The organism is Pseudomonas sp. URIL14HWK12:I12, assembly GCF_003097135.1.
Taxonomy (GTDB): Bacteria; Pseudomonadota; Gammaproteobacteria; order Pseudomonadales; family Pseudomonadaceae; genus Aquipseudomonas.
In genome coordinates this window covers 154321-177840 of sequence record NZ_QEQL01000005.1, presented here as the reverse complement: position 1 = coordinate 177840, position 23520 = coordinate 154321, and the positions used below count along the sequence as shown (strand labels likewise).

At 61.8% G+C, this 23520-nt stretch carries 15 protein-coding genes; 7 read left to right on the top strand and 8 right to left on the bottom strand.

All coding sequences use genetic code 11. From position 1 onward, the window contains the following. Nucleotides 1-27 precede the first annotated feature (27 nt). From F474_RS15980 to F474_RS15970, 3 genes are all read left to right on the top strand, one after another. Complete coding sequence (locus F474_RS15980) at nucleotides 28-3162, top strand: T6SS effector BTH_I2691 family protein (protein WP_097085945.1); 3135 nt, start codon at nucleotides 28-30, stop codon at nucleotides 3160-3162. A 10-nt stretch (nucleotides 3163-3172) separates the two neighbouring features. After that, the gene (locus tag F474_RS23310; RefSeq protein WP_371919430.1) at nucleotides 3173-3937 is read left to right on the top strand and encodes a DUF6708 domain-containing protein; all 765 of its coding nucleotides are present in this window, start codon (nucleotides 3173-3175) and stop codon (nucleotides 3935-3937) included. A gap of 238 nt (nucleotides 3938-4175) precedes the next feature. Beyond that, on the top strand, nucleotides 4176-5546 hold the full coding sequence (locus F474_RS15970; RefSeq protein WP_097085946.1) for a multicopper oxidase family protein: 1371 nt from the start codon (nucleotides 4176-4178) through the stop codon (nucleotides 5544-5546). Here the strand turns inward: F474_RS15970 and F474_RS15965 are convergent, their stop codons facing one another. After that, on the bottom strand, nucleotides 5547-6467 hold the full coding sequence (locus F474_RS15965; RefSeq protein ID WP_097085948.1) for a LysR family transcriptional regulator: 921 nt from the start codon (nucleotides 6465-6467) through the stop codon (nucleotides 5547-5549). It lies immediately after the preceding gene. A gap of 107 nt (nucleotides 6468-6574) precedes the next feature. Here F474_RS15965 and F474_RS15960 point away from each other — a divergent pair, with 107 nt between their 5' ends. Both F474_RS15960 and tadA read left to right on the top strand, forming a co-directional pair. Next, nucleotides 6575-7639, top strand: a complete 1065-nt coding sequence (locus F474_RS15960; RefSeq protein WP_097085951.1) for an SDR family oxidoreductase — start codon at nucleotides 6575-6577, stop codon at nucleotides 7637-7639. 48 nt (nucleotides 7640-7687) lie between these two features. Then, the gene (gene tadA, locus F474_RS15955; RefSeq protein ID WP_097085953.1) at nucleotides 7688-8170 is read left to right on the top strand and encodes a tRNA adenosine(34) deaminase TadA; all 483 of its coding nucleotides are present in this window, start codon (nucleotides 7688-7690) and stop codon (nucleotides 8168-8170) included. A 19-nt stretch (nucleotides 8171-8189) separates the two neighbouring features. Here the strand turns inward: tadA and F474_RS15950 are convergent, their stop codons facing one another. Together F474_RS15950 and mltF are read right to left on the bottom strand one after the other, a co-directional pair. Next, a complete protein-coding gene (locus tag F474_RS15950; RefSeq protein ID WP_097085955.1) occupies nucleotides 8190-11111 on the bottom strand; it encodes a membrane-targeted effector domain-containing toxin in 2922 nt (973 codons plus the stop codon). Between the two features lie 75 nt (nucleotides 11112-11186). Further along, complete coding sequence (mltF, locus tag F474_RS15945; RefSeq protein ID WP_097086184.1) at nucleotides 11187-12647, bottom strand: membrane-bound lytic murein transglycosylase MltF; 1461 nt, start codon at nucleotides 12645-12647, stop codon at nucleotides 11187-11189. Between the two features lie 179 nt (nucleotides 12648-12826). Between mltF and purL the strand changes: the two genes are divergently transcribed. Then, nucleotides 12827-16726 (top strand): phosphoribosylformylglycinamidine synthase, encoded by a 3900-nt coding sequence (purL, locus tag F474_RS15940; RefSeq protein ID WP_097085956.1) that lies wholly within the window; start codon nucleotides 12827-12829, stop codon nucleotides 16724-16726. A 1-nt stretch (nucleotide 16727) separates the two neighbouring features. Next, the gene (locus F474_RS15935) at nucleotides 16728-17039 is read left to right on the top strand and encodes a YqfO family protein (protein WP_097085959.1); all 312 of its coding nucleotides are present in this window, start codon (nucleotides 16728-16730) and stop codon (nucleotides 17037-17039) included. 195 nt (nucleotides 17040-17234) lie between these two features. Here F474_RS15935 and F474_RS15930 read toward each other — a convergent pair whose 3' ends face one another. The 5 genes from F474_RS15930 to F474_RS15910 form a co-directional block, all read right to left on the bottom strand. Further along, nucleotides 17235-18701: a mannose-1-phosphate guanylyltransferase/mannose-6-phosphate isomerase gene (locus F474_RS15930; RefSeq protein WP_097085961.1), complete on the bottom strand. Its 1467-nt coding sequence runs from the start codon at nucleotides 18699-18701 to the stop codon at nucleotides 17235-17237. Between the two features lie 111 nt (nucleotides 18702-18812). Continuing rightward, on the bottom strand, nucleotides 18813-19475 hold the full coding sequence (locus F474_RS15925) for an alginate O-acetyltransferase AlgF (protein WP_097085963.1): 663 nt from the start codon (nucleotides 19473-19475) through the stop codon (nucleotides 18813-18815). 29 nt (nucleotides 19476-19504) lie between these two features. After that, complete coding sequence (locus tag F474_RS15920; RefSeq protein ID WP_097085965.1) at nucleotides 19505-20650, bottom strand: alginate O-acetyltransferase; 1146 nt, start codon at nucleotides 20648-20650, stop codon at nucleotides 19505-19507. 10 nt (nucleotides 20651-20660) lie between these two features. Beyond that, nucleotides 20661-22229 (bottom strand): MBOAT family protein, encoded by a 1569-nt coding sequence (locus F474_RS15915; RefSeq protein ID WP_097085967.1) that lies wholly within the window; start codon nucleotides 22227-22229, stop codon nucleotides 20661-20663. A 124-nt stretch (nucleotides 22230-22353) separates the two neighbouring features. Further along, nucleotides 22354-23517 (bottom strand): mannuronate-specific alginate lyase, encoded by a 1164-nt coding sequence (locus tag F474_RS15910; RefSeq protein ID WP_097085969.1) that lies wholly within the window; start codon nucleotides 23515-23517, stop codon nucleotides 22354-22356. Between the last annotated feature and the right edge of the window lie 3 nt (nucleotides 23518-23520).

Sequence of the window (23520 nt, the reverse complement as noted above, 5' to 3'; positions counted from 1 at the left end):
CCTCTCTCAGCCCATGGACCCGCCAGCATGCAAGGCTCCCTCGACTTCGACACCCTGCTCTGCGAAGCCGACCCGCTGCCCGAGGGCCAGTGTGCCGCCTGTGGCCGCACCGGCCTGCCGGTGCTGCTGCTGCGCAAGGCCTTCGCGCCGCGCCCCAGCAACCCCCAGCCCCAGCCGCTCCCGGGCGCCACGCACGCTACGGCCTTCGATCTGCACTTGGAGCAACTGCGCACCCTGCGCCAAGGCTATGTGTACGTGCTGCTCGACGCCCGCGTCTGGCAGGCCTACGAGGTCAGCGAGCAAGGCACCCTTCGCCAGTTCATGCCGCTGGAGATGCCGCTGGACCGCCCAGCCCCGCTGGCCGAGGCCTGCGTACGCCACAACCACATGCTGCCGGCCGCCTTCGTGACCTTCGACACTCAGCGCTACAGCAGGGCCTGGGTCGCCTTCGCCAACGACCCCTGGCCGCGCGCGGTACTGGACCGCTACAAACAGGCCATTGCCGCAGGCGATCCGGCGCTGAGTGCGCGTTTTCATGAGCTGAACCTGGCCAGTGTGCGCCAGCAACCGCAGGCCCATGGGATCGCCATGACCGGCGAGGACATGAAGCTGGGCGAGGTGCTGGAGCATGCCGCGGACCAGTACCTGCCGTTCACCAGCGCGCACGGTTACTACTCGCGCCGGTTCGGGCCGGAAGAAGTGTTCCGCGAATACATCGCCACCTTGATGGCACGGGAAAACCTGCCGAATGGGGTGCTGGCGCTGGCTTTGGAGGACCCCGTGGGCGTGGTGCAGGAGGTCAATGCCCAACGCCTGTTGCAGTTTCAGGCCATGCAGGCCTGGCGCAGCGAGCCGCAGCGGCAGTTTGAGTTGTTCACCTCGCAGGCGCTGGTGGGAATTCGCGGGGCTTATCTGCGGGCGGCGGCGCAGCAGGCAGAGCAGAAGGTTAAAGAGCAGAATCCTGAACGCGAGAAATGGAATCAGGGTATCGCTGGCGACAAGAATCACCTTAGGCCGTTGAATGTAAAGACCGAGACTACCCGTCAGCAAAAAGCGGCTATCGCACGGCTGGAAGAACGCTACGACGAAAGCGCCCGCGCCGCATTCGAAAGCGGCTATGCGCATGAGCTGAACATCTGGCAGGCCAGCGTCGATGCACTGGGGCGCACCTACAAAGCCCAATTCGAAAGCCCCAGCTTCGCGCTGATCGCTGAACACGACTACGACCCAGCCTGCGCGCTCTCGATGCAAGCCTTCATTCTCATGCAGGCCGCCGTACTGGCCGGCGGCCCCACTGAACAGCTACTTGCAGAGGGGCAGGCCCCGGGCGCCACGCAGCAGCTATGGCTGACCCTCCTGGAAGACCACGACAGCCTCATCTACCAGGCCCTGCTGGCCAAACAACGCCCCCTGATCGAGCTGATCCAGCAAGGCCTGGCCGGTGACGACCTTGGCAAAGCCTATGACGCGATCAAAAGCCTCATCACCAGCGACGAAGGCAAGAAGCTGATGGCAGGCCCGGTGCAGGACGCCATCGGTCAACTGCTCGCGGCAGTTCTCAACGCCCAACACACCCTCGCCCCGCGCCTGCGCCAGCGTACACGTGACTTGATCGGCCACACCCACAGCGCCGCGTTGCTGCGTTACGCCGGGCTGCACATGAGCCAACTGGTGGTGTCGCTCACGCCGAGTGAATACCTGCGGATGCTCGACGACACCGTGCAAACGCAAACCCGCAGGTTCGCCGACAACCTAGACCAGCAACTGCGCAACCCGCTGCAAAACAAACTGCGCGCCACGGTGCTGAACACAGCGTTTACCGCCGCCATTGCCTACCCCAATGGCAAGTTCATCGATGTCACGCTGTGGGCGCTGGAAAGCGCCGAATCACTCAAAGCCAAGATCATGCGGCTCAGCGCCATGGCCAAACCTGTCGCGGGGGAAACCTTTCGAACGGTCGCGCTGGGCAGTGGCGGGTTGCAAGGGCACCTCGCCAAAACTGTTCAGGAGCAGCAACTGACGTCGGGGCATGCGCGCGGGTTGGCGATCGACACGATGGACGACACGCGCCGGGCGCTGGCCGGCATGGGGGCCGGGAAGTCGGGGTTGTTGTTGAGCTTGGGCGGGGTGTGGTTTCAGCAGGACAGTTTGCTCAGGAACTACAGCGCATTGCAGGGGGTGTCAGGGCCGGAGCACGCCGAGGCAGTGGCCGCGGTCGGGTCGGCGACGCTTGGGGTGATTGGAATGGGGGTTGAGGCAGTGGGTGGGGCGTTGAAGGTGGCCGGTTCGGTATGGGGGGGAAGTACGCATGGGGTTTTGCGCGCGAGTGAGAAAATCATCAGTAGTGGCGGGTTTCTAGCATCGCTGTCTGGAGCGATAGACAGTGTTCAGTATTTTATTGGGTACAGCAGGACTTCAAAGAAGGGGGATGTTAAAGCGTCTCACGCTTATTTTGCTGCCGGATTAGCTGCGGGAGTGTCTTCGGCGATACTCGCTAGCTATGCACTTGGATTTGCTATTGTACTGTTTCCGCTCGCCTCTGGTTTGATCTTGATTCTAGTGGCCTATGCACTTTACTGGACTGCCAGAAAAAATGAATCTACATCGCTGGAGCAATGGGTCCGTAGGTGTAATTGGGGGCTGCCTGCCCAAGAGAGGCAGTGGCAGGTCCCGCTAGACATGGACAGTATGATCAACGAGCTCCATGTGGCCTTAGTCGGAGCATCTGCCGAGTTGTCCGTTACTACTGATATTGCGCGATACAGGCAGAATGGATTTGTGCCTCTCATCGGTGGTGGGCCTACAACGCTCCCGGTGAGTTATCTTGTTTATTCGATAACGCTTCCTAACTTCAAGATTGGAGTGTCTCGATGTCGATGGGAAATCTACACGCTGAGCAAAAACAACGCGAACCGGAATTCAATTTTTCGTAGCGATTCGGCCCAAGATGATACGGTTAAAAAGCAAGTCGACAGAGAGTGCGCGCTGAATAACCTTAGGGTTGAGGATGTTCAGGATGGCAAGGGGAGGATAATTCGTAAAATATTTGGCTGTCTGGAATTCGATTTCCGCTTTGAAACAGGCAGCGTAGAAATAGTGATTGATTATTGGGTCGATCAGCCGGTTGACCCAAAGCCTATGCGAATTCAATCCTGGTTATGAGTGTATAAATATGGCTGTCTCGAACTCAAGATTCCCAAAATTGAATCCCCCCTGTCGTGGTTGGAAACTGGATCTGGCGCCAGAGAATATCGTCAGAAATACGTGCTCGGGATTTTTAGAAATAAACGTAATGTCTGATGTTTATATGGAGATAAGTCGGCCCTTTGTCGTGATGCGAGGAGTTGTAGGGTTGATGGCAATAATGTTGACGACTGCAAGTGTCTGCATTTTTTACGACATAGCAAAACGCTGGCAGGCTCCTGATCTGGAAAGTGTATTTTACCTATCGCTCAGCCTCGTTTTATCTATTTGGTGCCCGGCCATGGCCGCGCGATTCACTATTTCAATCCCGCGAGATAATCCAATCCGTTTGAACTTTCGCAGGCAAAAAATATACGCCTACAACACTAGCCCAAATTGGCTAGTGCCATGGAAAACGTGCTTGGTTGATGTTGCGGTATACAATTGGGCGCAAGTGCGTGCCGAATACTTCATTACTAACCGACGAATATTTTCCGGAGAAGGGATCATGCTCTCTATCGTTCAACCCGGAACCAATGAGGTCATCGACCGCTTCCCCCTCCGATTCGGCGTCCAGGACGCCAGCCTCTGGAATTACATCTGCACCTACATGCAACACGGCCCCTGCGCATTACCGCCCTTTACTACCCCCCGCGACGCCAACGAAGTCGCCCCTTACAACCTTTTCCATCGCCTGGCTGAGAAAGTGAAATGGCCCCCGGAGATCGATCGAGAATCGACTACCGCTCCATAGCCTCCGGGCCAAAGGTCAGGTATTCGAAACACACCGCACTTTCTAAAATCGCTCGCAAACACCTACCACCCGCGCGCTTGTCCCTGCTGGTGAGAAAAGCCGCTGCCGGTAGCGCTGTGCTGGTTCCGGCAACGGCGTGCCTGTTCGTCCAGGCTTTGTTGTTACCTCATATGTACAGCTGTTAATCATTCAGCTCCCAGTGGATATCCTTCCCCGCTTTGAGTGAATGGAACAGCGCATGCCTATCAGCCGCCGGCAATTGATGATCGTGGGCGCCGGGCTAGCGGGGGCGGGCGCGATAGGGGCGTTGGGCCGGCAGTGGTGGCGCGAAACCCCGCCCGCTGGCTTTGACCACGACCTCGTCGCCCAACCTACTCCCCTCGAATTGGTCCACGGCTATCAAACCCCCGCCTGGGCCTACGGCGCCAGCGCCCCCGGCACCGAACTGCGGGTGCGCCAAGGCGATTGGCTGCGGGTGCGCTTCCATAACCGCCTGCCGGTTTCCAGCACCGTGCACTGGCACGGCATCCGCCTGCCGCTGGAGATGGACGGGGTGCCTTACGTATCGCAGATGCCGGTGCTGCCGGGTGAGTATTTCGACTATCGCTTCCGTGTGCCCGATGCCGGCAGTTATTGGTATCACCCGCACCAGAGCAGTGCCGAACAGCTAGGCCGTGGCCTGGTGGCGCCGTTGATTGTCGAAGAGCGTGACCCAACAGGGTTTGTACATGAGCGCACTGTGAGCCTGAAGAACTGGCATGTGGACGAGCAGGGTGCTTTCCTGCCGTTCAGCATCCCGCGAGAGGCGGCGCGAAATGGCACGCTGGGGCGGCTGTCGAGTGTCAACGGGGTACCATTGGGCGTGGTGGAGGTTCCGGCAGGGGAGGTCACCCGGGTGCGCTTGCTCAACCTGGACAACACCGCCACCTACCGCATCAATCTCAAGGGGGATGCCGAAGCACGGATCTACGCCATCGACGGCAATCCCGTCGAGCCCGTGCCGCTGCTGGAAGACTACTGGCTCGGCCCGGGCATGCGCCTTTGCCTGGCGCTGCGCCCTGGCGCCGAGGGCGGTGAAATCGCCCTGCGCGATGGCCCGATGCGGCTGGGTACCTTCAAGGTCATTGCGGCCACTGGGGGCGGCCAGCTATGGCCGCCTCGGTTGCCGCGCAATCCACTGCCCGAGCCTGACCTGGCCAACGCAGAAATCGTGCCGTTCAACTTCGAATGGGCCGCCAAACCGTCACTTTTAGCCGCCCAGGCCAGCGCGCCCAGCCTGTGGCAGGTCAACGGCCAGGCATGGGACATAGACGACAAAACCTGCGCCGAGCGCCCCATCGCGCGGCTGCGCTTGGGCCGAACCTATATTTTCGAGCTGCGTAACCTCACTCAGTATCAGCACCCCATTCACCTGCACGGTATGAGCTTCAAGGTGATCGCCTCGAACAAGCGCAAAATTACCCCTTATTTCACCGACACCTTTCTACTGGGCCGTAACGAACGTGCCCAGGTGGCGTTGGTGGCTGATAACCCGGGTACGTGGATGTTTCACTGCCATGTGATCGACCACATGGAAACCGGGCTGATGGCCGCCATCGAGGTGGCGTGATCAGCCGCCGCCGTGCACCTTGAGGTGCTTGCCCAGGTGTTCGAGCAACACCTGGACCTTGGGCAGGTGTTCGCGGCGTTTGAGCCAGGCCAGGTTGATCGGCAGGCCGTCGACCGCCATGCCCGGCAAGACCAGGCACAAAGTGCCCGCCGCAAGGTGCGGGTTGACGAGCCAGAGCGGAAGTTGCGCGATACCGTGGCCCGCCAGCGCGGCAGCGACCTGCGCTTCGCCGTCCCCTAAAATGACGCTGGCACGCATTGCGCTGCGCTCCACATCGCCAACCTGCTCGCCCCGGAACAACCAGGGGCTGGTCTGGCCATCGGCCTGGCGGAAGCAGATGCAGCGGTGCTGGGCAAGGTCGGCAGCGCTCTGGGGCGAGCCCTGCGCGGCCAAATAGCCCGGCGAGGCGCAGAACACCTGGCGTTGCGCCCCCAGGTAGAGGTGGCCGACTGCTGCCGGCCAGGCGTCGGGCCCGCCCACGCGCACCAGCAGGTCGACCTCTTCCTGCACCGGGTCGATGAAGCGATCCGAAAAGGAGATGTCCACTTGCATGGCTGGGTAGCGTGCTGCGACCTCCAGGATCAACGGCACCACGTGAAGGCGGCCGAACGAGGCGGGGAGGTCGATGCGCACGCGCCCAGCGGGCGCTTGCGCCTGCTGGCGCATGTTCACCTCGGCCTGTTCCAACTCGCCCAGCACCGCAATGCAGGTGTGATAGAAAGCGGTGCCTTCGTCAGTCAGCGCCAGGCGCCGAGTCGTGCGGCGCAGCAACTGCACCCCTAGGCGTTGTTCCAGCCGAGTGACGCCTTTGCTCACTGCCGAAGGGCTTAGGTTCAGCCGTTCGGCCGCCGCTGCGAAGCTGCCACCCTGGATGACCTGCACGAAAACATCGATGCCTTTGAGGCGTTCAGAAGGGTTCATGGCAAAATTCGTGAAATCAGTTCATGAGTCTGCTGCCTTTATAGCGGAAATACGCGGGGTTTTCTGCAATAGGCTGTAGCACTACTTTGAATATCTGGAGAGCACCCATGCGCAAAGGCACTGCCCTTATCGTCGGCGTTACCGGCATTTCCGGCCACAACCTGGCCAATACATTGGTCGCACGGGGTTGGGCGGTCTACGGGCTGGCGCGCAATCCGGTGCCGCAGGACGGTGTGATCCCGGTCAAGGCCGATCTGCTCGATGCCCAGGGCACCCGCCAGGCGCTCACCGGCTTGCCGATCACGCACGTGTTCTTCTGCACCTGGACCCGCCGCGACAGCGAGGCGGAGAACGTCAAAGCCAACGGTGCGATGATGGAAAACCTCTGCCAGGGCCTGGCTGAGGCGCCGTTGCAGCATATGGCACTGGTGACCGGTACCAAGCACTATCTGGGTTCGTTCGAGGAATACGGCACCGGCCGAGCCGAAACGCCGTTCCGTGAAAGTGAACCGCGCCTGCCAGCGGCGAACTTCTACTACACCCTGGAAGACATCCTCTTCGCTGCAGCCGAGAAGCACGGCTTTGGCTGGAGCGTGCACCGCTCGCATTCGATGATCGGCCAGGCCAAGGGCACCAATGCCATGAACATGGGCTTGACGCTGGCCGTCTACGCCTCGCTGTGCAAGGCTACAGGCGCGCCGTTCGTGTTTCCCGGCTCGCGCACCCAGTGGGACGGCTTGACCGACGTCACCGATGCCGGCTTGCTTGCCGAGCAGATGGAATGGGCCGCGCTGGCCCCCGCTGCTCGCAACCAGGCGTTCAATACCGTCAACGGCGACGTGTTCCGCTGGCGCTGGCTGTGGGGTGAGATCGCGGCGTTCTTCGAGCTGGAGGCGGCGCCTTACCCGGAGCAGCCCATGCCACTGGAGCCGCGCCTCAAAGCCGAGGCACCTGCACAGTGGAAAGCCTTGGCCGAGCAGCACGGCCTGGTGCAGGCCGACGTAGACAAGCTCGCTTCCTGGTGGCACTCCGATGCGGACCTGGGCCGTGAGATCGAATGCCTGAACGACATGACCAAGAGCCGCGACCTGGGCTTCATGGGTTACCGGGACACCCGCGCAAGCTTCCTGGACCTGTTCACTTGCTTGCGGGCGCAGCGAGTGATTCCCTGAGTCGGCAGGGTGGCGGATAATCGCGGCCTCCCCAATTGAGGTAGTGACATGCGCCGCCCTTTGATCATCGATCGCTCCCGCGATGCCGACTTCATGCACCTTGCTCTGGAGCTTGCCTGTGAGGGTGCGGCACTGGGCGAGGTGCCGGTAGGTGCGGTGCTGGTGCGTGACGGCGAAGTGTTGGGGAAGGGCTTCAACTGCCCGATCAGCCGTAGCGACCCCAGCGCGCACGCCGAGATGGTGGCTATCCGTGATGCAGCCAGCGCATTGGGCAACTACCGCCTGCCCGGCACTACGCTGTATGTGACGCTTGAGCCCTGCAGCATGTGTGCAGGGCTGATCGTGCATTCGCGTATCGCAAGGGTGGTGTTCGGGGCCAGTGAGCCCAAGGCTGGCGTCGCACACAGCCAAGGGCGGTTCTTCGACCAGATGTTTCTCAACCATCGCCCGGCGCTTGAAGGCGGCGTCCTCGCTGAACAGTGCGGGCAGGTGCTCAGCGAGTTTTTCAAGCGCCGGCGCGAGGGCGCGTAGGCCTGCCCGCCTTCAGCCGCTACAGCACCCGTTGCAGCCCGCGCAACCGCAGCGCCACCAGCAGATTATCGAGCCCATCGTACTGCCGCCCGCTGATCTGCGGCCATTGTGGGCGTTGCAAGGTATAGAAGCGCCCCTGTTTTTCGACCGGCGTGTAGACAAGCTCGCCCGCCCGGCTGCGGTGGATGATCTGCAAGTGCGGGCCATCCTGCAGCAGCATGAACTGCCCCGGCTGAGCAAGTGCCTGCTCCGGTAGCGGCGGGGGCAGGCGCGATGGTGTCAAGCTGCTGTAGCTGGCCCGGAAGCGTAGGTCGCTCTTGAGCAGTATGGCCGGGCCGCTTTCCTGAGGCACCAACCTGCCTGGGTCGGCGCTGAACCCTCCAGGAGTACCGGGCGGCACGTCTTCGGCGCGAATGCTCGGCACGCCCTCCAAGTCTGCCACCCCAGGCACGCCCAGATAGTTGTCACTGTGAGAATTACCCATCAGCGCGACCCATTTGCCAGCTTCCGGTTCGCTGGTAATCACCTGGTGCGCGTAGTAGTTCATCAACTGCTGGCGCAGCGTCTGTGAGTCGTCGAAGGGGTTGATGTGCACGCGGTAGCTGGCGGCGCAGTCCAATGCCCTGACGCGTATGCCGCTCTTCTGTGCTGCCTTGATGACTGCGGTGAACGTGTATTGGCCTTTCGGATCGGTGCGTTGCCCCTGGTCCAGCACCTCCAGGTAACGCCGTAGCTTGGCGGGCATGTCTCCGGTCTGGGTGAAGTGGTCCAGGTCAGCCTGGTGGGCATCACTGAGCAGATGCTCCATATACAGCGTCTCTACGCCCTCCTTGGCGAACCGGTCCATCTGTTCGACCAACAACTGCTTGGGTGCCCGCGCCCAGTGTGCTTCGCCGATCACCAGGCCGCGGCTGCGGGTGAAGATCTCGCGAATGATCTGCTTGGGCGAGGTATGCGCTGGGAATATCGGTAATTCGACGTGGGCACGAGCTGCCGAGGGCGTCAGATACGCCTTGGCGTCCGCTGCCAGGCGGTCTTGCGCGTCAGTGTAAGCGGTCGCGATGTCCGAGCTGTTGCGCAGGTCGCTGACGTAGCCTTCCAGCCTTCGATCTCCGGGGATGGTCATGATATCGGCCAGTTCCGATTCGTATGCCGCCGGCAGGTCGTAGGGCAATGTCACGCGGGGGACTACCGGCGCGGGCCTGCGGTGGCGAATCCATGGGAGCAGTTGGTCGAGCCTGCCACCGCCTTTGAGGCCTGGCCGAGGTGCCAGTGCCCATTGCCCGTCGGCAGCCAGGCGTAGCGGCGCGCTGTGGTGGAAGGAGGCCGGATTGGACGGGTCGACGACCACCCAGCTGTGCAACTCGCGAACATAGCGCACCGCATAGGCCTCACCGTTTACCATCGCGTAGGTCTGGCCATCTGGAAGGGCATAGATGCCTTTGCTCACCCCTTCGGTTGCAGGGCTGTACGCATCCAGCAGCACGTTGGCCTGCAATCGCGACAAGGCCTGATCGTCGCCGATGTACAGTGGGCCCGGTGGCAGATGTTCTGGGCCGGGCAGCAGGTCGCGTGGTGTTTGCAGCGCAGGCTCGGCCGCCACGAGCAGCGGGGGCTGCGCAAGCTGATGCTCTGCATTGCCTTCGGCTACCGGTGCGCCAGCCCATGCCCCCCACAGGTAGGAGGCATTGAACAGCACGTCGATGCTGTTGATGATCGCGCCGATCACGGCCGCCTTGCGCTCTGCATGGGTGGGGGCGTTCACCGCCTGGTCAATGCTCAAGCCCACACTGGCAAGGCCTGCGCCGACGACCGCCAAGGCTATCGGCCAGTCCAAGGCGGCCATGGGGCCGAACACTTGATTGAAGGCACCCAGGTAGCTCAGCCACATCTTCTCGCGTTGCTCGGCATTGCTGTGCAACACGGTTTGGGCGTCGGCGAGCATCCTCAGCCGCGCGCGGTCGGCCAAGGTGCTGAACGCATCGGCATGCAGCCGGTCTTCGGGGTGGTGGATCAGCGAGCTGTCTGCTTGGCCCCAGGTCGAATACAACAAGTCGATCAGCGTGTTCAAGCCGCTACTGGCACCTTCCTGGTAGGTGCTCAGCGGAAAATGCAGCATGAACCGCGCGCGGGGTTCGGCGTCTTTGTTCTGAATCAGCAGCCACCAGTGCAACGCCTGGAGCGAGCTGAATTTCTGGAGTGGGCTCACCTCGCCAGGCATCCAGACGAAATGCTCGCCCGCGGGCGTTTCAGCGCAGAGGATATCGGCGGAAACACAATCACCAATGCGCAGCAGGTATAACCGGGCGTCGTGAGGTGCGGCCTGGGATTGTTCGAGCATGGGCAGCGTCAAGGGGGCGCTGGCGGTGTTGGCCACAGCCCTGAGCAGCCACTGTGTATCGGCGTCGCTGAGCGCGCCAGCCTGGCGTTCCTCCAGCACCTGGCCGAGGAAGTGTGCCTTGGCCAGTATGCGGTAGTGGTCGCGATGGTTTTCCCAGAACGCTGTCACCTTGCGCAGAAAGTCGGCCTTGAAGTCGATCTTCCACAACCAGGTCAGCAGGGTACTGGGCAACAGCTGGACTTCGTTGCTGCTGTCATAGCACTGCGCACCGGGGCCTTGGGTGTAGAAGCCGCTGGTGGTGTCGAGGTCGTCAGTGGCGTCCTGGTCGTTGCTGTTGAAACGGTGCATCACCAATTGCACCAGGCTCAGCGATTGCACAGGCTGCTGGTAGTGCGCCCAGCCGCTGAAGGCGCTGGCATCGCTTACCAGGTCGGTGAAGCGATGCCAGTGGATGCTTTCAGGCGCCAGGCCGGTGATGCCGTGCTGCTGCAGGAAGGCGCAGGCGAGATCATGCACCTGCTGGCGAAGGTCCGGGCAGGCAGGTACCACCGCCGCCGCCAGTTGGTGCAGGGCCGTTTGTGCGGGGGAATTCAGGATCATTTCGGTATCCTCGTAAAGGGGGCTACGAGGATGAACGGGGCAGGGCAGGCGGTTGAGTTAGCGGGTTAACGCCAGTCAGAGCTGGGAAGCCCCGGGCTCGGGCTTGGTCTTGTCGACACCCGGTACGTGCAGCTTGCCATCGGCCACCTGGTTGCCTTCGAGCTGAGGCTGGGTCACCCAGTTGAGGATGTCATAATAACGTCGCACGTTGGCCACGAAGTGCACGGTTTCACCGCCGCGGGCATAGCCGTAGCGGGTCTTGCTGTACCACTTCTTCTGTGAGAGGCGCGGCAGCATCTTCTTCACGTCGAGCCACTTGTCAGGGTTCAGGCCCTCGCTCTGGGCCATCTTGCGTGCGTCTTCAAGGTGGGCGGTGCCGATGTTGTAAGCGGCCAGGGCGAACCAGGTCCGGTCGGGCTCCTTCACGCTGTCGTCGACCTGATCGATCATCGAAGCGAAATACTTGGCGCCCCCCATGATGCTCTGGCGGGGGTCGAGGCGGTTGGCCACGCCCATGGCCTGCGCCGTGTTCTGGGTAAGCATCATCAAGCCCCGAACGCCCGTCTTGGAGGTGACGGTAGCCTGCCACATCGATTCCTGATAACCGATGGCAGCGAGGATCTTCCAGTCGAGCTTCTGTTCGCGCGCGTAGTTCTGGAAGTGCTTCTCGAATTTGGGCAGGCGTTCCTGAAGGTGCTGGGCGAAGGTGTAGGCGCCGACGTAGCCGAGCACGTCGACGTGGCCATAGTAGCGATCCTTGAGGCGCTGCAGGGTGCCGTTCTTACGCGCCTGGTCAATGAAAGCGTCGATCGCGTTCAGCAGGCTGTTGTCTTCCCCGGGCGCCACTGCCCAGCGCTGGTCGCGGGCATCGCCCAGGTCGAAGGCCACGCGCACGTTGGGGAAGTAGACCTGGTTCATGGCTACCTCGTTGGAGTCGACGAGGGTGTAGTCGATCTGGCCCTCGTCAACCATGCGCAGCAAGTCGACCACCTCGACCTGGTCGGATTCCTCGTACTGGATGTCAGGGAACTGCTGCTTGAGGTCGGCCATCTGCTCGGCGTGGCTGCTGCCCTTGAGCACCATGATCTTTTTGCCGATCAGGTCTTTTGGCTCCGTGGGCCGGGCCTGGCCGTTGCGGTAGATGATCTGCGGGGTCACTTCGAGGTAGGGGTGAGAGAAGCGCGCATCGTGGGTGCGGTTTTGCGTGCTCACCAGGCCTGCCGCTGCCAGCACCGGGCCGCCGGGCTTGCCCAATTGCGAGAAGATGTCGTCGAGGTTGTCGGCGGTGCTGATCTCGAGCTTCACGCCAAGCTCGTCGGCAAAGCGCTTTACCAGCTCGTACTCGAAACCGGTCTCGCCGTTTTTGTCCTGGAAATAGGTGGCAGGGCTGTTGCGTGTAATCACGCGCAGCACGCCATCCTCCTTGACGCGCTCAAGGGTGCTGGGTTTATCCACGCAGCCGCTGAGCATCAGAAGGAGACCGGTTGCGAGCAGCCACAATGCGTGGCGCAGTCGGAAGGCAGTCTGGGCGAACATGGCATGCAGTATACGCAAAGCGATGGCCCCACCATATATCGACAGCGCCTGATAACTCTGATAGGTGAAAGCTTCGTGAACCAACCGTCATTGCCTGTTGTATACGGGTGCCCTGCGCAAACGGTTTAGGCTAGAATGCACGGCCTCTATGCACACCCCCTTCCGAGGCTGTTCCGAAGATGCTGATCCTGCGCGGCGCTCCTGCCCTTTCTGCCTTTCGCCACGGTAAATTACTCGAGCAACTGAGCCAGAAGGCCCCCGCTGTCACTGGCGTTTACGCCGAATTTGCACACTTTGCCGAAGTCAGTGGCGAGCTGGGCGAAGCGCAGCAGGGCGTGCTGGCACGCCTGCTCAAGTACGGGCCCAGCGTACCGGTGCAGGAGCCTTCGGGCCGGCTGTTCCTGGTGCTGCCGCGTTTGGGCACCATCTCGCCCTGGGCGAGCAAGGCCACGGACATCGCCCGCAACTGCGGCCTGGGCCAGATCCAGCGCCTGGAACGAGGCATCGCCTACTACGTGCAGGGTGAGCTCAGCGAGGCCGACGCCGCGCTGGTTGCGCAAGCGCTTCACGATCGCATGACCCAGCGCGTGGTCGGCCGGCTCGAAGACGCCGCCAGCCTGTTCAGCCATGCCCAGCCCCGGCCGTTGTCCTCGGTCGACGTGCTCGGTGGCGGCCGTGCTGCCCTGGAAGCGGCCAACGCCAGCCTTGGCCTGGCCCTGGCTGACGACGAGATCGATTACCTGGTCAATGCTTTCCAGGGCCTGGCGCGCAACCCGCACGACATCGAGCTGATGATGTTCGCCCAGGCCAACTCGGAACACTGCCGCCACAAGATCTTCAACGCCAGTTGGGACATCGACGGCCAGGCCCAGGAAAAAAGCCTGTTCGGCATGATCAAGAACACCTACCAGATGCACAGCGAAGGCGTGCTCTCGGCGTATAAAGACAACGCCTCGGTGATCGTCGGGCACACAGCAGGGCGTTTCTATCCCAACCCTGAAACCCGCCAGTACGGCGCGGTGCAGGAGCCGGTTCACATCCTGATGAAGGTGGAAACCCATAACCATCCGACCGCCATCTCGCCCTTTTCCGGTGCATCTACCGGCTCCGGCGGCGAGATCCGCGACGAAGGCGCCACCGGCCGTGGCTCCAAGCCCAAGGCAGGCCTCACCGGCTTTACCGTGTCGAACCTGAACATCCCCGGTTTCGAGCAGCCTTGGGAAAAGCCCTACGGCAAGCCCGAGCGCATCGTCACTGCGCTGGACATCATGATCGACGGCCCCCTGGGCGGCGCTGCGTTCAATAACGAATTCGGCCGCCCGGCCCTGACCGGTTACTTCCGTACCTTCGAGCAGGCTGTTGGCAGCCCACGCGGCGAAGAAGTGCGCGGCTACCACAAGCCGATCATGCTCGCTGGCGGCCTGGGCAACATCCGTGAAGACCACGTGCAGAAGGGCGAGATCACCGTCGGTGCCAAGCTCATCGTGCTCGGTGGCCCGGCCATGCTGATCGGCCTGGGCGGCGGTGCCGCATCCTCGGTCGACACCGGCGCAAGCTCCGCCGACCTGGACTTCGCCTCTGTACAGCGCGAAAACCCCGAGATGGAGCGCCGTTGCCAGGAGGTCATCGACCGCTGCTGGCAGCTCGGTGAGCAAAACCCCATCGCCTTCATCCACGACGTGGGCGCGGGCGGCCTGTCCAACGCGTTCCCCGAGTTGGTCAACGACGGCGGCCGCGGCGGGCGTTTCGAGCTGCGCAACGTGCCCAACGACGAGCCGGGCATGGCGCCGCACGAAATCTGGAGCAACGAATCCCAGGAGCGCTACGTGTTGGCGGTGGATGCCGCCAACTTCGAGCGTTTCAAGGCCATCTGCGAGCGTGAGCGTTGCCCGTTCGCCGTGGTGGGCGAGGCGACCGAAGAGCCGCACCTGACCGTCACCGACAGCCACTTCGGCAACAGCCCGGTCGACATGCCGCTGGAAGTGCTGCTTGGCAAGCCGCCGCGCATGCACCGCAGTGTGCAGCGCGAGCAGGAGCAGGGCGATGCGTTCGACGCCAGCAGCCTTGACCTGGCCGACAGCGTGCAACGTGTGCTCCGCCACCCGGCGGTGGCCAGCAAAAGCTTCCTGATCACGATCGGCGATCGCACGATCACCGGCCTGGTCGCCCGCGACCAGATGGTCGGCCCGTGGCAGGTGCCTGTGGGGGACTGCGCCGTTACCGCTACCAGCTTCGACGTCTACACAGGTGAGGCGATGGCCATGGGCGAGCGTACCCCGCTTGCACTGCTCGACGCCCCGGCGTCCGGGCGCATGGCCGTGGGCGAGACCCTCACCAACCTGGCTGCCGCGCCGATCGAGAAACTCTCCGACATCAAGCTCTCCGCCAACTGGATGGCCGCCGCCGGCCACCCTGGCGAAGATGCGCGCCTCTACGACACCGTCAAGGCCGTTGGCATGGAGCTATGCCCGGCGCTGGGCCTGACCATCCCGGTGGGCAAGGACTCGATGTCCATGAAAACCCGCTGGAGCGACCAAGGCACGGAGAAAACCGTCACCTCGCCGATGTCTCTGATCGTCAGCGGTTTCGCGCCGGTCAGCGACGTGCGCAACGTGCTCACCCCTCAGCTGCGAATGGACAAGGGCGAAACCGACCTGATCCTCATCGACCTGGGCCGTGGCAAAGACCGCATGGGCGCCTCGATTCTCGCCCAGGTGCACGGCCAGATCGGCCAGCAGGCCCCCGACGTTGACGACCCTGAAGACCTCAAGGCCTTCTTCGCCGTCATCCAGGGCCTGGCCCGGGACGGCCACTTGCTCGCTTACCATGACCGCTCCGATGGCGGCCTGCTGGTCACGGCATTGGAAATGGCCTTCGCCGGCCACTGCGGCCTGGACCTGCGCCTGGACACCCTGGCCCAACACGAGGGCGAGATCGCCCAGGTGCTGTTCAACGAGGAGCTGGGTGCGGTCATCCAAGTTCGCCAGGACGCCACCCCGCTGGTGCTGTCTCAGTTCAGCGCTGCCGGCCTGGGCGAGGATTGCGTGATGGTCGTTGGCCAGCCGGTCAACAACGGCCACGTCGTCATTCGCTACAACCGCGACGTCGTCTACCAGGGTGAGCGCCGCCTCTTGCAGCGCCAGTGGGCCGAGACCAGCTACCAGATCCAGCGCCTGCGCGACAACGCCCACTGCGCCGATCAGGAGTTCGACGCACTGCTCGAGGAAGACAACCCGGGCCTGAGCGCCAAGCTGGGTTTCGACGTCAACGAGAACATTGCCGCGCCCTTCATCAAGACCGGTGTGCGCCCGCAAGTGGCGGTGCTGCGCGAGCAGGGTGTCAATGGTCAGGTCGAGATGGCTGCAGCCTTCGACCGCGCCGGCTTCGCTGCGGTCGACGTGCACATGAGCGATATCCTCGCCGGCCGTGTCGACCTCGCCGAATTCAAGGGCCTGGTGGCCTGTGGCGGCTTCTCTTACGGGGACGTGCTGGGGGCGGGTGAAGGCTGGGCCAAATCGGCGTTGTTCAACGCTCGTGCCCGTGACGCCTTCCAGGGCTTCTTCGAGCGCAGCGACTCGTTCACCCTGGGCGTGTGCAACGGTTGCCAGATGCTCTCCAACCTCAGCGAATTGATCCCAGGCAGCGACTTCTGGCCGCACTTCGTGCGTAACCGTTCCGAGCAGTTCGAAGCGCGCGTGGCCATGGTTCAGGTGCAGGAGTCGAACTCGATCTTCCTCAAGGGCATGGCCGGTTCGCGCATGCCGATCGCCATCGCTCATGGTGAGGGCCACGCCGAGTTCGCCAACGAGCAGGCGCTGATCGAGGCGGATGTTTCCGGCTGCGTGGCACTGCGTTTTGTCGATAACCACGGCAAGGTCACCGAGAGCTACCCGGCAAACCCGAACGGCTCGCCGCGTGGTATCACCGGCCTGACCAGCCTCGACGGTCGTGTCACCATCATGATGCCGCACCCTGAGCGGGTGTTCCGTGCCGTGCAGAACTCCTGGCGCCCCGACGACTGGAACGAAGATGCCGCCTGGCTACGCATGTTCCGCAATGCCCGTGCCTGGGTGAGCTGAGGTGTACAAACTGTGCTTCTTCGTACCGCCCAGCCATCTGGAAGCGGTCAAGGAGGCAGTGTTTACCGCAGGCGCCGGCAAGGTCGGCCATTACGACCGGTGCTGCTGGCAGGTGCTGGGAGAGGGGCAGTTCCGCCCCTTGCCGGGCAGCCAGCCGTTCATTGGCAGCACCGGTGCGGTAGAGCAGGTGACGGAGTGGCGGGTGGAGTTGGTGGTCAGCGATGAGCATGTGGCCGCGGCGGTACAGGCCTTGAAGGCCAGCCACCCCTACGAAACGCCCGCTTATGAGGCTTGGCGGTTGGCGGATCTTTAAACAGGCTGCGTCGCCCGGCTAGCCGGCCCAGCACCAGCGTGTGCTTCGATCAAACGCGATAAAGCAAAAGGCCCCCGGGGCAAGCCTTGTTCAAGGGCTTGGCTCGAGGGCCTTTTGCTATGGGGATCGGGTGTTGCCGCCGCCGGGTTCAACTAGCCTTCATGGAAGGCCAACTGGGCTCGGCGACGCGGTCTATCAGTGATGCTGCTGCTGGGAGATCGCCTTGACCGATACGCCTTCGACCGCGGTGCTACCCGAACGACCGTAGATGTCTTCGAAGCGTTCGATGTCGTCTTCGCCCAGGTAGGAGCCAGATTGCACTTCGATGATTTCCAACGGAATCTTGCCTGGGTTGCGCAGGCGGTGCACCGAGGCAATCGGAATGTAGGTCGATTGGTTTTCGGTCAGCAGGAACACGTTCTCGTCACAGGTCACTTCGGCGGTGCCGGATACGACGATCCAGTGCTCGGCGCGGTGGTGGTGCATCTGCAGCGAGAGCGAGGCGCCCGGCTTGACGCTGATGTGCTTGACCTGGAAGCGGCCGCCCATGTCCACCGAGTCGTACGAGCCCCATGGGCGGTAGACTTCACAGTGGTTCTGGGTTTCGCTACGGCCTGCTTCGTTCAGGGTGGCGACCATTTGCTTGACGCCCTGGACCTTGTCCTTGTGGGCAATCATCATGGCGTCTTTGGTCTCGACAACAACGATGTTGTCCAGGCCGATGACCGATACCAGCTTGCCGTTGCCATGGATCATGCAGTTGCGGCTGTCTTGAACCACAACGTCGCCTTTGGTGACGTTGCCGCTTTCATCCTTCTCGTGCACTTCCCACAGCGAGGCCCAGCAGCCCACGTCGCTCCAGCCGGCCGACAGAGGCACTACGCAAGCGCGTTGGGTTTTTTCCATGACGGCGTAGTCGATGGAGTTGTCAGGGCAGCAGGCGAAGCTGGCTTCGTCGATGTCGACGCTGTCGCCGTCCTGCTTGCTGCGCTCCAGCGTCAGCAGGCAGTTGTCGTAGATATCCGGATCGTGCTTTTTCAGCTCTTCCAGGAAGCGGCTGGCGCGGAACAGGAACATGCCGCTGTTCCAGAAATAGCCACCGGCTTGTACGTATTCTTGAGCGCGGGTTTCGTCGGGTTTTTCGACGAATTGCGATACGCGGGCCACGCCTTCGGGCAGCAGCGCATCAGCAGTGGATTTGATGTAGCCATAGCCGGTTTCAGGGCGGGTGGCCGGCACGCCGAACAGCACCATCTCACCACGCTCAGCGGCGACGGTGGCCAGGGCGAGGGCACGCTGCAGGGCTTTTTGGTCTTCGATCACGTGGTCCGCTGGCAGTACCAGCATCAGGTCGTCACGGCCTTCGTTGACCAACTTCATGGCCGCCAGGGCCACGGCAGGGGCGGTGTTGCGCCCGAAGGGTTCCATCAGCAAGCCCTGGGTCTCAAGCTTGAGCGCGGCCAGTTGCTCGTTGACGATGAATTTGTGTTCTTTATTGCAAACGATGACAGGCTTATCCATGCCTTCGAACAGCAGGCGTTCCAGGGTTTGCTGGAACAGCGTGTGCTCACCGGTCAAGGCCAGGAACTGTTTCGGGAATTGCTTGCGCGAGAGCGGCCACAGACGCGAGCCACTGCCACCGGACAAGATCACTGGAATCATGACGTATCTCCAAGATATTTCGTTAAGGAAGTTGGACTGCTGTCGCTGCCGTTTCTTCTTGTTCCATTTAAAGTGGCCGCTTGAACTAAGCGGCCACCCTCATCAGTTAAATCAAGAGGCTGGCGGAACTACCCATTCCGCTTTTACATTGCTGCCCGAGCCGGTAACAAAGAGCGAAGTAATTTGACCGCGCTCCAGTGAAACCGGTTTTACGTCCGCCACTTTAGTGGCGCCACTGAACAGTGCGAGAGACACTTTAACCGGGTTGATTTCGCGCTGGCCGGATTTACCCGGGGCCACGTCTTCAACTACGGCGGTCTTACCGTCGGCGGTTTTGAGCGTCAAAGGTTTGTCCGTCAAATTCTGGACATCAACGCGGGCTTTCTGCTTATTGTCGAACTTGGATTCTTCGACCAGTTTGGCGGCAGAAGTTTCATTGACGACCGTATAATATTTATTGCTGTCGAGTTTCACCGGCAGGCTGGTACCGCCCAGCTGTGCGGTGTAGCTGCCGCCCGGCAGGAAGGAGTAGGCGCTGCTCTTCTGAGGCGCGATGGGCGTGAACTTGGCCGTTCCGATGGACGGAGTGACTTCCTGGGAGCTCGCATTGTAGACGCGCACGAACGCCGAGCCTGCTGGTGCGGTGGGGTACAAGGCCGAATCACCACCGGCGAAGGCATTGAGCGAGAGCATCGACAGGCCGGCTGCCAGTGCACAGAGTTTGGCGGCGCGGTTTTTCACGATGCGGCGTGGGGCAGTTGCGAGTGCGTACATAGGATATTTCCTCTTGCTGAAAAATCGGGTCAGTTGTTCTGGCCAACGGCCAGGTTCTGGTTCTTCTTCGCGTCTTTCAGTTCTGCGATCCAGTTAGGGTCGAAGTGGCTGAGGTCATTTTTTGCCGGCAAATAACGTTCGGGGAATTCCCAGATCACGACCTGCGGCGGCGCGTTCTTGAAGCCGTCACTCTGCAGATATTTCAACATCGGCAGGATCGGGCCATGGCCATCTTCGGCGTAGTTAACGACATCGCTATGCAGCGATTGTTGCAATGCGCCTAGAAAGTTCCAGTGTGGATTGGCGCTGTAGCTGGTGCCGATCAGAGCGACTGGCACATCGCTATTGCCAAACAGGTCACCACCACCTTCGCTGCCGGTGTCAGCCGCCTGTGTGGTGTGCTGAGACAGGTCGTCCGGCTTGGGTAGGAGGTTGCTGAACAGCGGGTCCAGTGGCAGGAAGTTGGTCAGGTCGCCTTTATAGGGCTGGGCAGGCGCAGCGGTGGTGGTGTACTGCACCGGTGTTGCGTCGATGGGGGCGTTGCTCGCGATGAAGCTGCCCAGTTGCTTGGCAACGAGGTCGGCGCCCATGGGGGTCCAATGGGTGTCGGTGCGCAAGAACACCTGGCCTTGTTGCTTGCCTTGCTCCAGCGTGCCGAGCAGGTCAGGTGCGGCGATACCGTCGCGCTCCAGTTCGCTGTGCAAGCGCTGGTAGGTGTCGGCGTGCAGCGCGGCAGGTTTCACCTCGCCAATGTGCTCGGGATACACCCGCGCCTTGGCAGGGATCACCGCCATCACCAGCTTGATATTGTGCTCTTTCAGCCGTGCGGCCACGCCTTTGATCAGGGCCAGGTTGTCGGCTTCGACCTGGTCGGCATGGGCGATAGGGTCGAATTCCTCATCGCTGTACAACCACTGGTCGCGGCCGAGCACCACACCCGGGCGGCCTTCCTTGAACACCTTGTAATCCACGGCAGCCCAGAGGTTGGTGCCCAGGCGTTTGATCGGAAACTCATCGTCGTAGTGGCCTTCGACGGCATGGGTGAACTTGCCGTTGAGCACGGTCATCTGTTCGGTCTTGCTGAATGACCCGAAGCTCACCAGCGACCACAGCCCCAGGATTACCAGGATGCCGAAGAAGGTCAGGACATAGAGAAGGCGAAGTGTACGTGTCATGGTCGTCGTCTCAGAACTGGAAGTAGAGGAACGGCGAGAAGCTCTGCGCCGAAAGCTTGAGAATCGAGGCGACGAACAACAACAGGATCAGCGCGCGCATTGCATAGCGCGGAACGTCCGCCACCCAGTAGGCCGGCTGCACGGTGTGGTTGCCGCCGACATGGGCTTGTACCGCGGCCGGGCTGTCGCCGGGCACCGCTTTGATCTGGCCGGGTTGCGCAGTGGCCGGGCCATTGGCTTCGGTGTCGTCACGCTTGGCCTCGGCTTTCTGGGCACGGGCGCCGAGCGGGGCGTAGTAGAAGTCGCGCAGGCCGAAGAACACCAGCGACACATAGGCAACCACCAGGGTCGCTACCTGCAGCCCGGTCAAGTCGGCACTGAGCAACTCGGACAAGTGCCAGTCGCCGAAGCTGAACATGGCGCCATACATGCGCCCTGCCACGTGCAGGTTTTCAGCGCGGAAGATCACCCAGCCCATCACCACCAGCAGGAAGGTGAAGAACCACTTGATCGGGTTGAAGCTACGCGGCCCGGCGTTGATGCCCAGTGCCCGCTCGATCGCCAGCCACAGGCCGTGCCAGGCACCCCAGATGATGTAGGTGAAGTTGGCCCCGTGCCACAGGCCACCGAGCAGCATGGTCAGGAACAGGTTGCGGTAGGTCGCCACCACGCCACCACGGTTGCCGCCCAGGGTGATGTACAGGTAGTCGCGCAGCCAGGTCGACAAGCTGATGTGCCAACGGCGCCAGAACTCGGTGATCGACTGGCTGATGTAGGGCTGCTTGAAGTTCTCCATGAAGCGGAAGCCCATCATCAGGCCCAGGCCAATGGCCATGTCGCTGTAGCCGGAGAAGTCGAAATACAGCTGCGCGGTATACGCCAGCGCCCCCAGCCAGGCATCCCCCGTCGTGGGGTGTTCAAGCGCAAACGCATGGTCGGCGATCACCGCGATGGTGTCGGCAATGAACACCTTCTTGATGAAACCCTGCATGAAACGCGTGCAGCCTTCGCTGAATTTGTCCAGCGTATGGGTGCGGTGGTTGAACTGGTCGACCAGGTCCTTGAAGCGCAGCACGGGGCCGGCGATCAGGTGCGGGAAGATGGCCACGAAGGCGGCGAAGTCGATCAGGTTCTTGGTGGCGGGGGTGTCGCCACGATAAACGTCGATGATGTAGCTGATCGATTCGAAGGTGTAGAAGCTGATCCCGATCGGCAACAGGATGTGCGTCAGGATGAACGGCTCCAGGCCGAACGAGGTGATGATGGCGTTGAGGCTATCGACACCGAAGTTGGCGTACTTGAAATAGCCCAGCACGGCCAGGTCGACCGCCACGCCCAGCAGCAGCCAGCGTTGGGAGGCCTTGGTGCGCACACCATTGGCGCCGATGCGCAGGCCGATGAAGTAGTTCCACAGCGTGACCCCGGCGAACAGCGCCAGGAAGTCGATCCGCCACCACGCGTAGAAGATGTAGCTGGAAATCAGCAACAGCAGGTTGCGGTAACGATTCGAGCACAGGTAGTACAGGCCGAAGAAGATCGGCATGAACAGGAACAGGAATACGTTGGATGAGAAAACCATCCCGATCTCTCCTTGTTGTTCAGCATTCCAGGGAACTGCTCACAGCTCCCCCCAAACCCCCCACGCCAAAAGCCTGGGGGAACGTAAAACGCCACCCCCGGGGATGCCCCGGGGGTGAGGTAGATCAGAAGCCGCCGTCCTTGTCGTCATCCTTGTCGCCCTTGTCGCCTTTCTCGTGGCTAGGGTCGTAGGTACGGGTCAAGTCGCCGCCCAGGCGGAAGGCCTTGAAGGGTTCCATCTCATGCTTGCGCTCGACGACATCGGCTGCGCACTGGTACAGGTCGCAGTAGGGTTCGAGCCAGGCGAACTTGCTGTCGACCTTCAGGTCGGTCATGTCCTGCTCGTTGCCATTCTTGGCCACGAAGCCGCCTTGATCCTTGATGCCATCCATCACCCGCTTGGCCAGCTTTTCCAGTGCGCCGTGGTTTTCGCCGCGCAGGTCAACGCCATTGGCGTTGGCGAAGCTTGCAATCATCATCAGCGGCGGCAAGGCGTAGTTGTGGTACGCCAACGCGCGCTGCTGGCGCTTGAGCTCGTTGGGAAGGAAGCCGTCCGGGTCGATCTGGGTGGTGGCGATCTTGAATTCCTTGACCGACCAATCGAACAGGTCCCGACGGTTGGTGACCACCGCAGTGGCCATCACCGACCATGCAGCCCAGTAGGAGTGGTTGTTGATCTTCTCCATGGGCAGGTTCGACCAGTCGCTGACCACCTGGTCGCCCAGCTTGCTGAACCAGCCCTCGATCAACTGCGCCTGTTGCTCGTGACCTTGCAGCGGATGAGCGCTGGAGAACTTCAAGCGCAGGTAGGACGACGACATGCTGCCCAGTGCCCATTTACGCATCGACTTGCCGGTATGGTTGAAGTCGGTGGACTCCAGCGCGTCGGCGCTGGCCCAGGTGGTCAGCCAGTTCAGCGCGCAGTCGAGCTGATTCGGGCGGCCGTCGCGCATGTACTGCATGACGATCTTGCTGATCCCGCGTTCCATATCGGTGATTGGTTTGGTCGAATCGCGGAAGGCTTGGTCACTGGCAGCGTTGAAGGTCGCGCGATGCTTGTCGGAACCTTCGTATTTGCTGCGAAATTGCAAGGTGCCTGTGTAGGGCTTGGGAACGGCGGGGCAACTGAAGTTGCCGTCGCCCACCTTTTGCTTTTCGATGCCTTCGTAGTAACCGTGGGGCGGCACCAGGGGGCCACCGGCCAGCGCGGCGAGTGGGCTGGCCAGCGCCAGCCCGAGCAGGGCAGGGGCCAGCAACTTCCTGGTTTTACAAGCGTTCACGCGATTCATGAT

Bases quoted from the DNA above. Each gene is read 5' to 3' on its own strand.
- F474_RS15980 (WP_097085945.1), top strand. From the start codon at position 28: ATGCAAGGCTCCCTCGACTTCGACACCCTGCTCTGCGAAGCCGACCCG.
- F474_RS23310 (WP_371919430.1), top strand. From the start codon at position 3,173: ATGGCTGTCTCGAACTCAAGATTCCCAAAATTGAATCCCCCCTGTCGT.
- F474_RS15970 (WP_097085946.1), top strand. From the start codon at position 4,176: ATGCCTATCAGCCGCCGGCAATTGATGATCGTGGGCGCCGGGCTAGCG.
- F474_RS15965 (WP_097085948.1), bottom strand. From the start codon at position 6,467: ATGAACCCTTCTGAACGCCTCAAAGGCATCGATGTTTTCGTGCAGGTC.
- F474_RS15960 (WP_097085951.1), top strand. From the start codon at position 6,575: ATGCGCAAAGGCACTGCCCTTATCGTCGGCGTTACCGGCATTTCCGGC.
- tadA (WP_097085953.1), top strand. From the start codon at position 7,688: ATGCGCCGCCCTTTGATCATCGATCGCTCCCGCGATGCCGACTTCATG.
- F474_RS15950 (WP_097085955.1), bottom strand. From the start codon at position 11,111: ATGATCCTGAATTCCCCCGCACAAACGGCCCTGCACCAACTGGCGGCG.
- mltF (WP_097086184.1), bottom strand. From the start codon at position 12,647: ATGTTCGCCCAGACTGCCTTCCGACTGCGCCACGCATTGTGGCTGCTC.
- purL (WP_097085956.1), top strand. From the start codon at position 12,827: ATGCTGATCCTGCGCGGCGCTCCTGCCCTTTCTGCCTTTCGCCACGGT.
- F474_RS15930 (WP_097085961.1), bottom strand. From the start codon at position 18,701: ATGATTCCAGTGATCTTGTCCGGTGGCAGTGGCTCGCGTCTGTGGCCG.
- F474_RS15925 (WP_097085963.1), bottom strand. From the start codon at position 19,475: ATGTACGCACTCGCAACTGCCCCACGCCGCATCGTGAAAAACCGCGCC.
- F474_RS15920 (WP_097085965.1), bottom strand. From the start codon at position 20,650: ATGACACGTACACTTCGCCTTCTCTATGTCCTGACCTTCTTCGGCATC.
- F474_RS15915 (WP_097085967.1), bottom strand. From the start codon at position 22,229: ATGGTTTTCTCATCCAACGTATTCCTGTTCCTGTTCATGCCGATCTTC.
- F474_RS15910 (WP_097085969.1), bottom strand. From the start codon at position 23,517: ATGAATCGCGTGAACGCTTGTAAAACCAGGAAGTTGCTGGCCCCTGCC.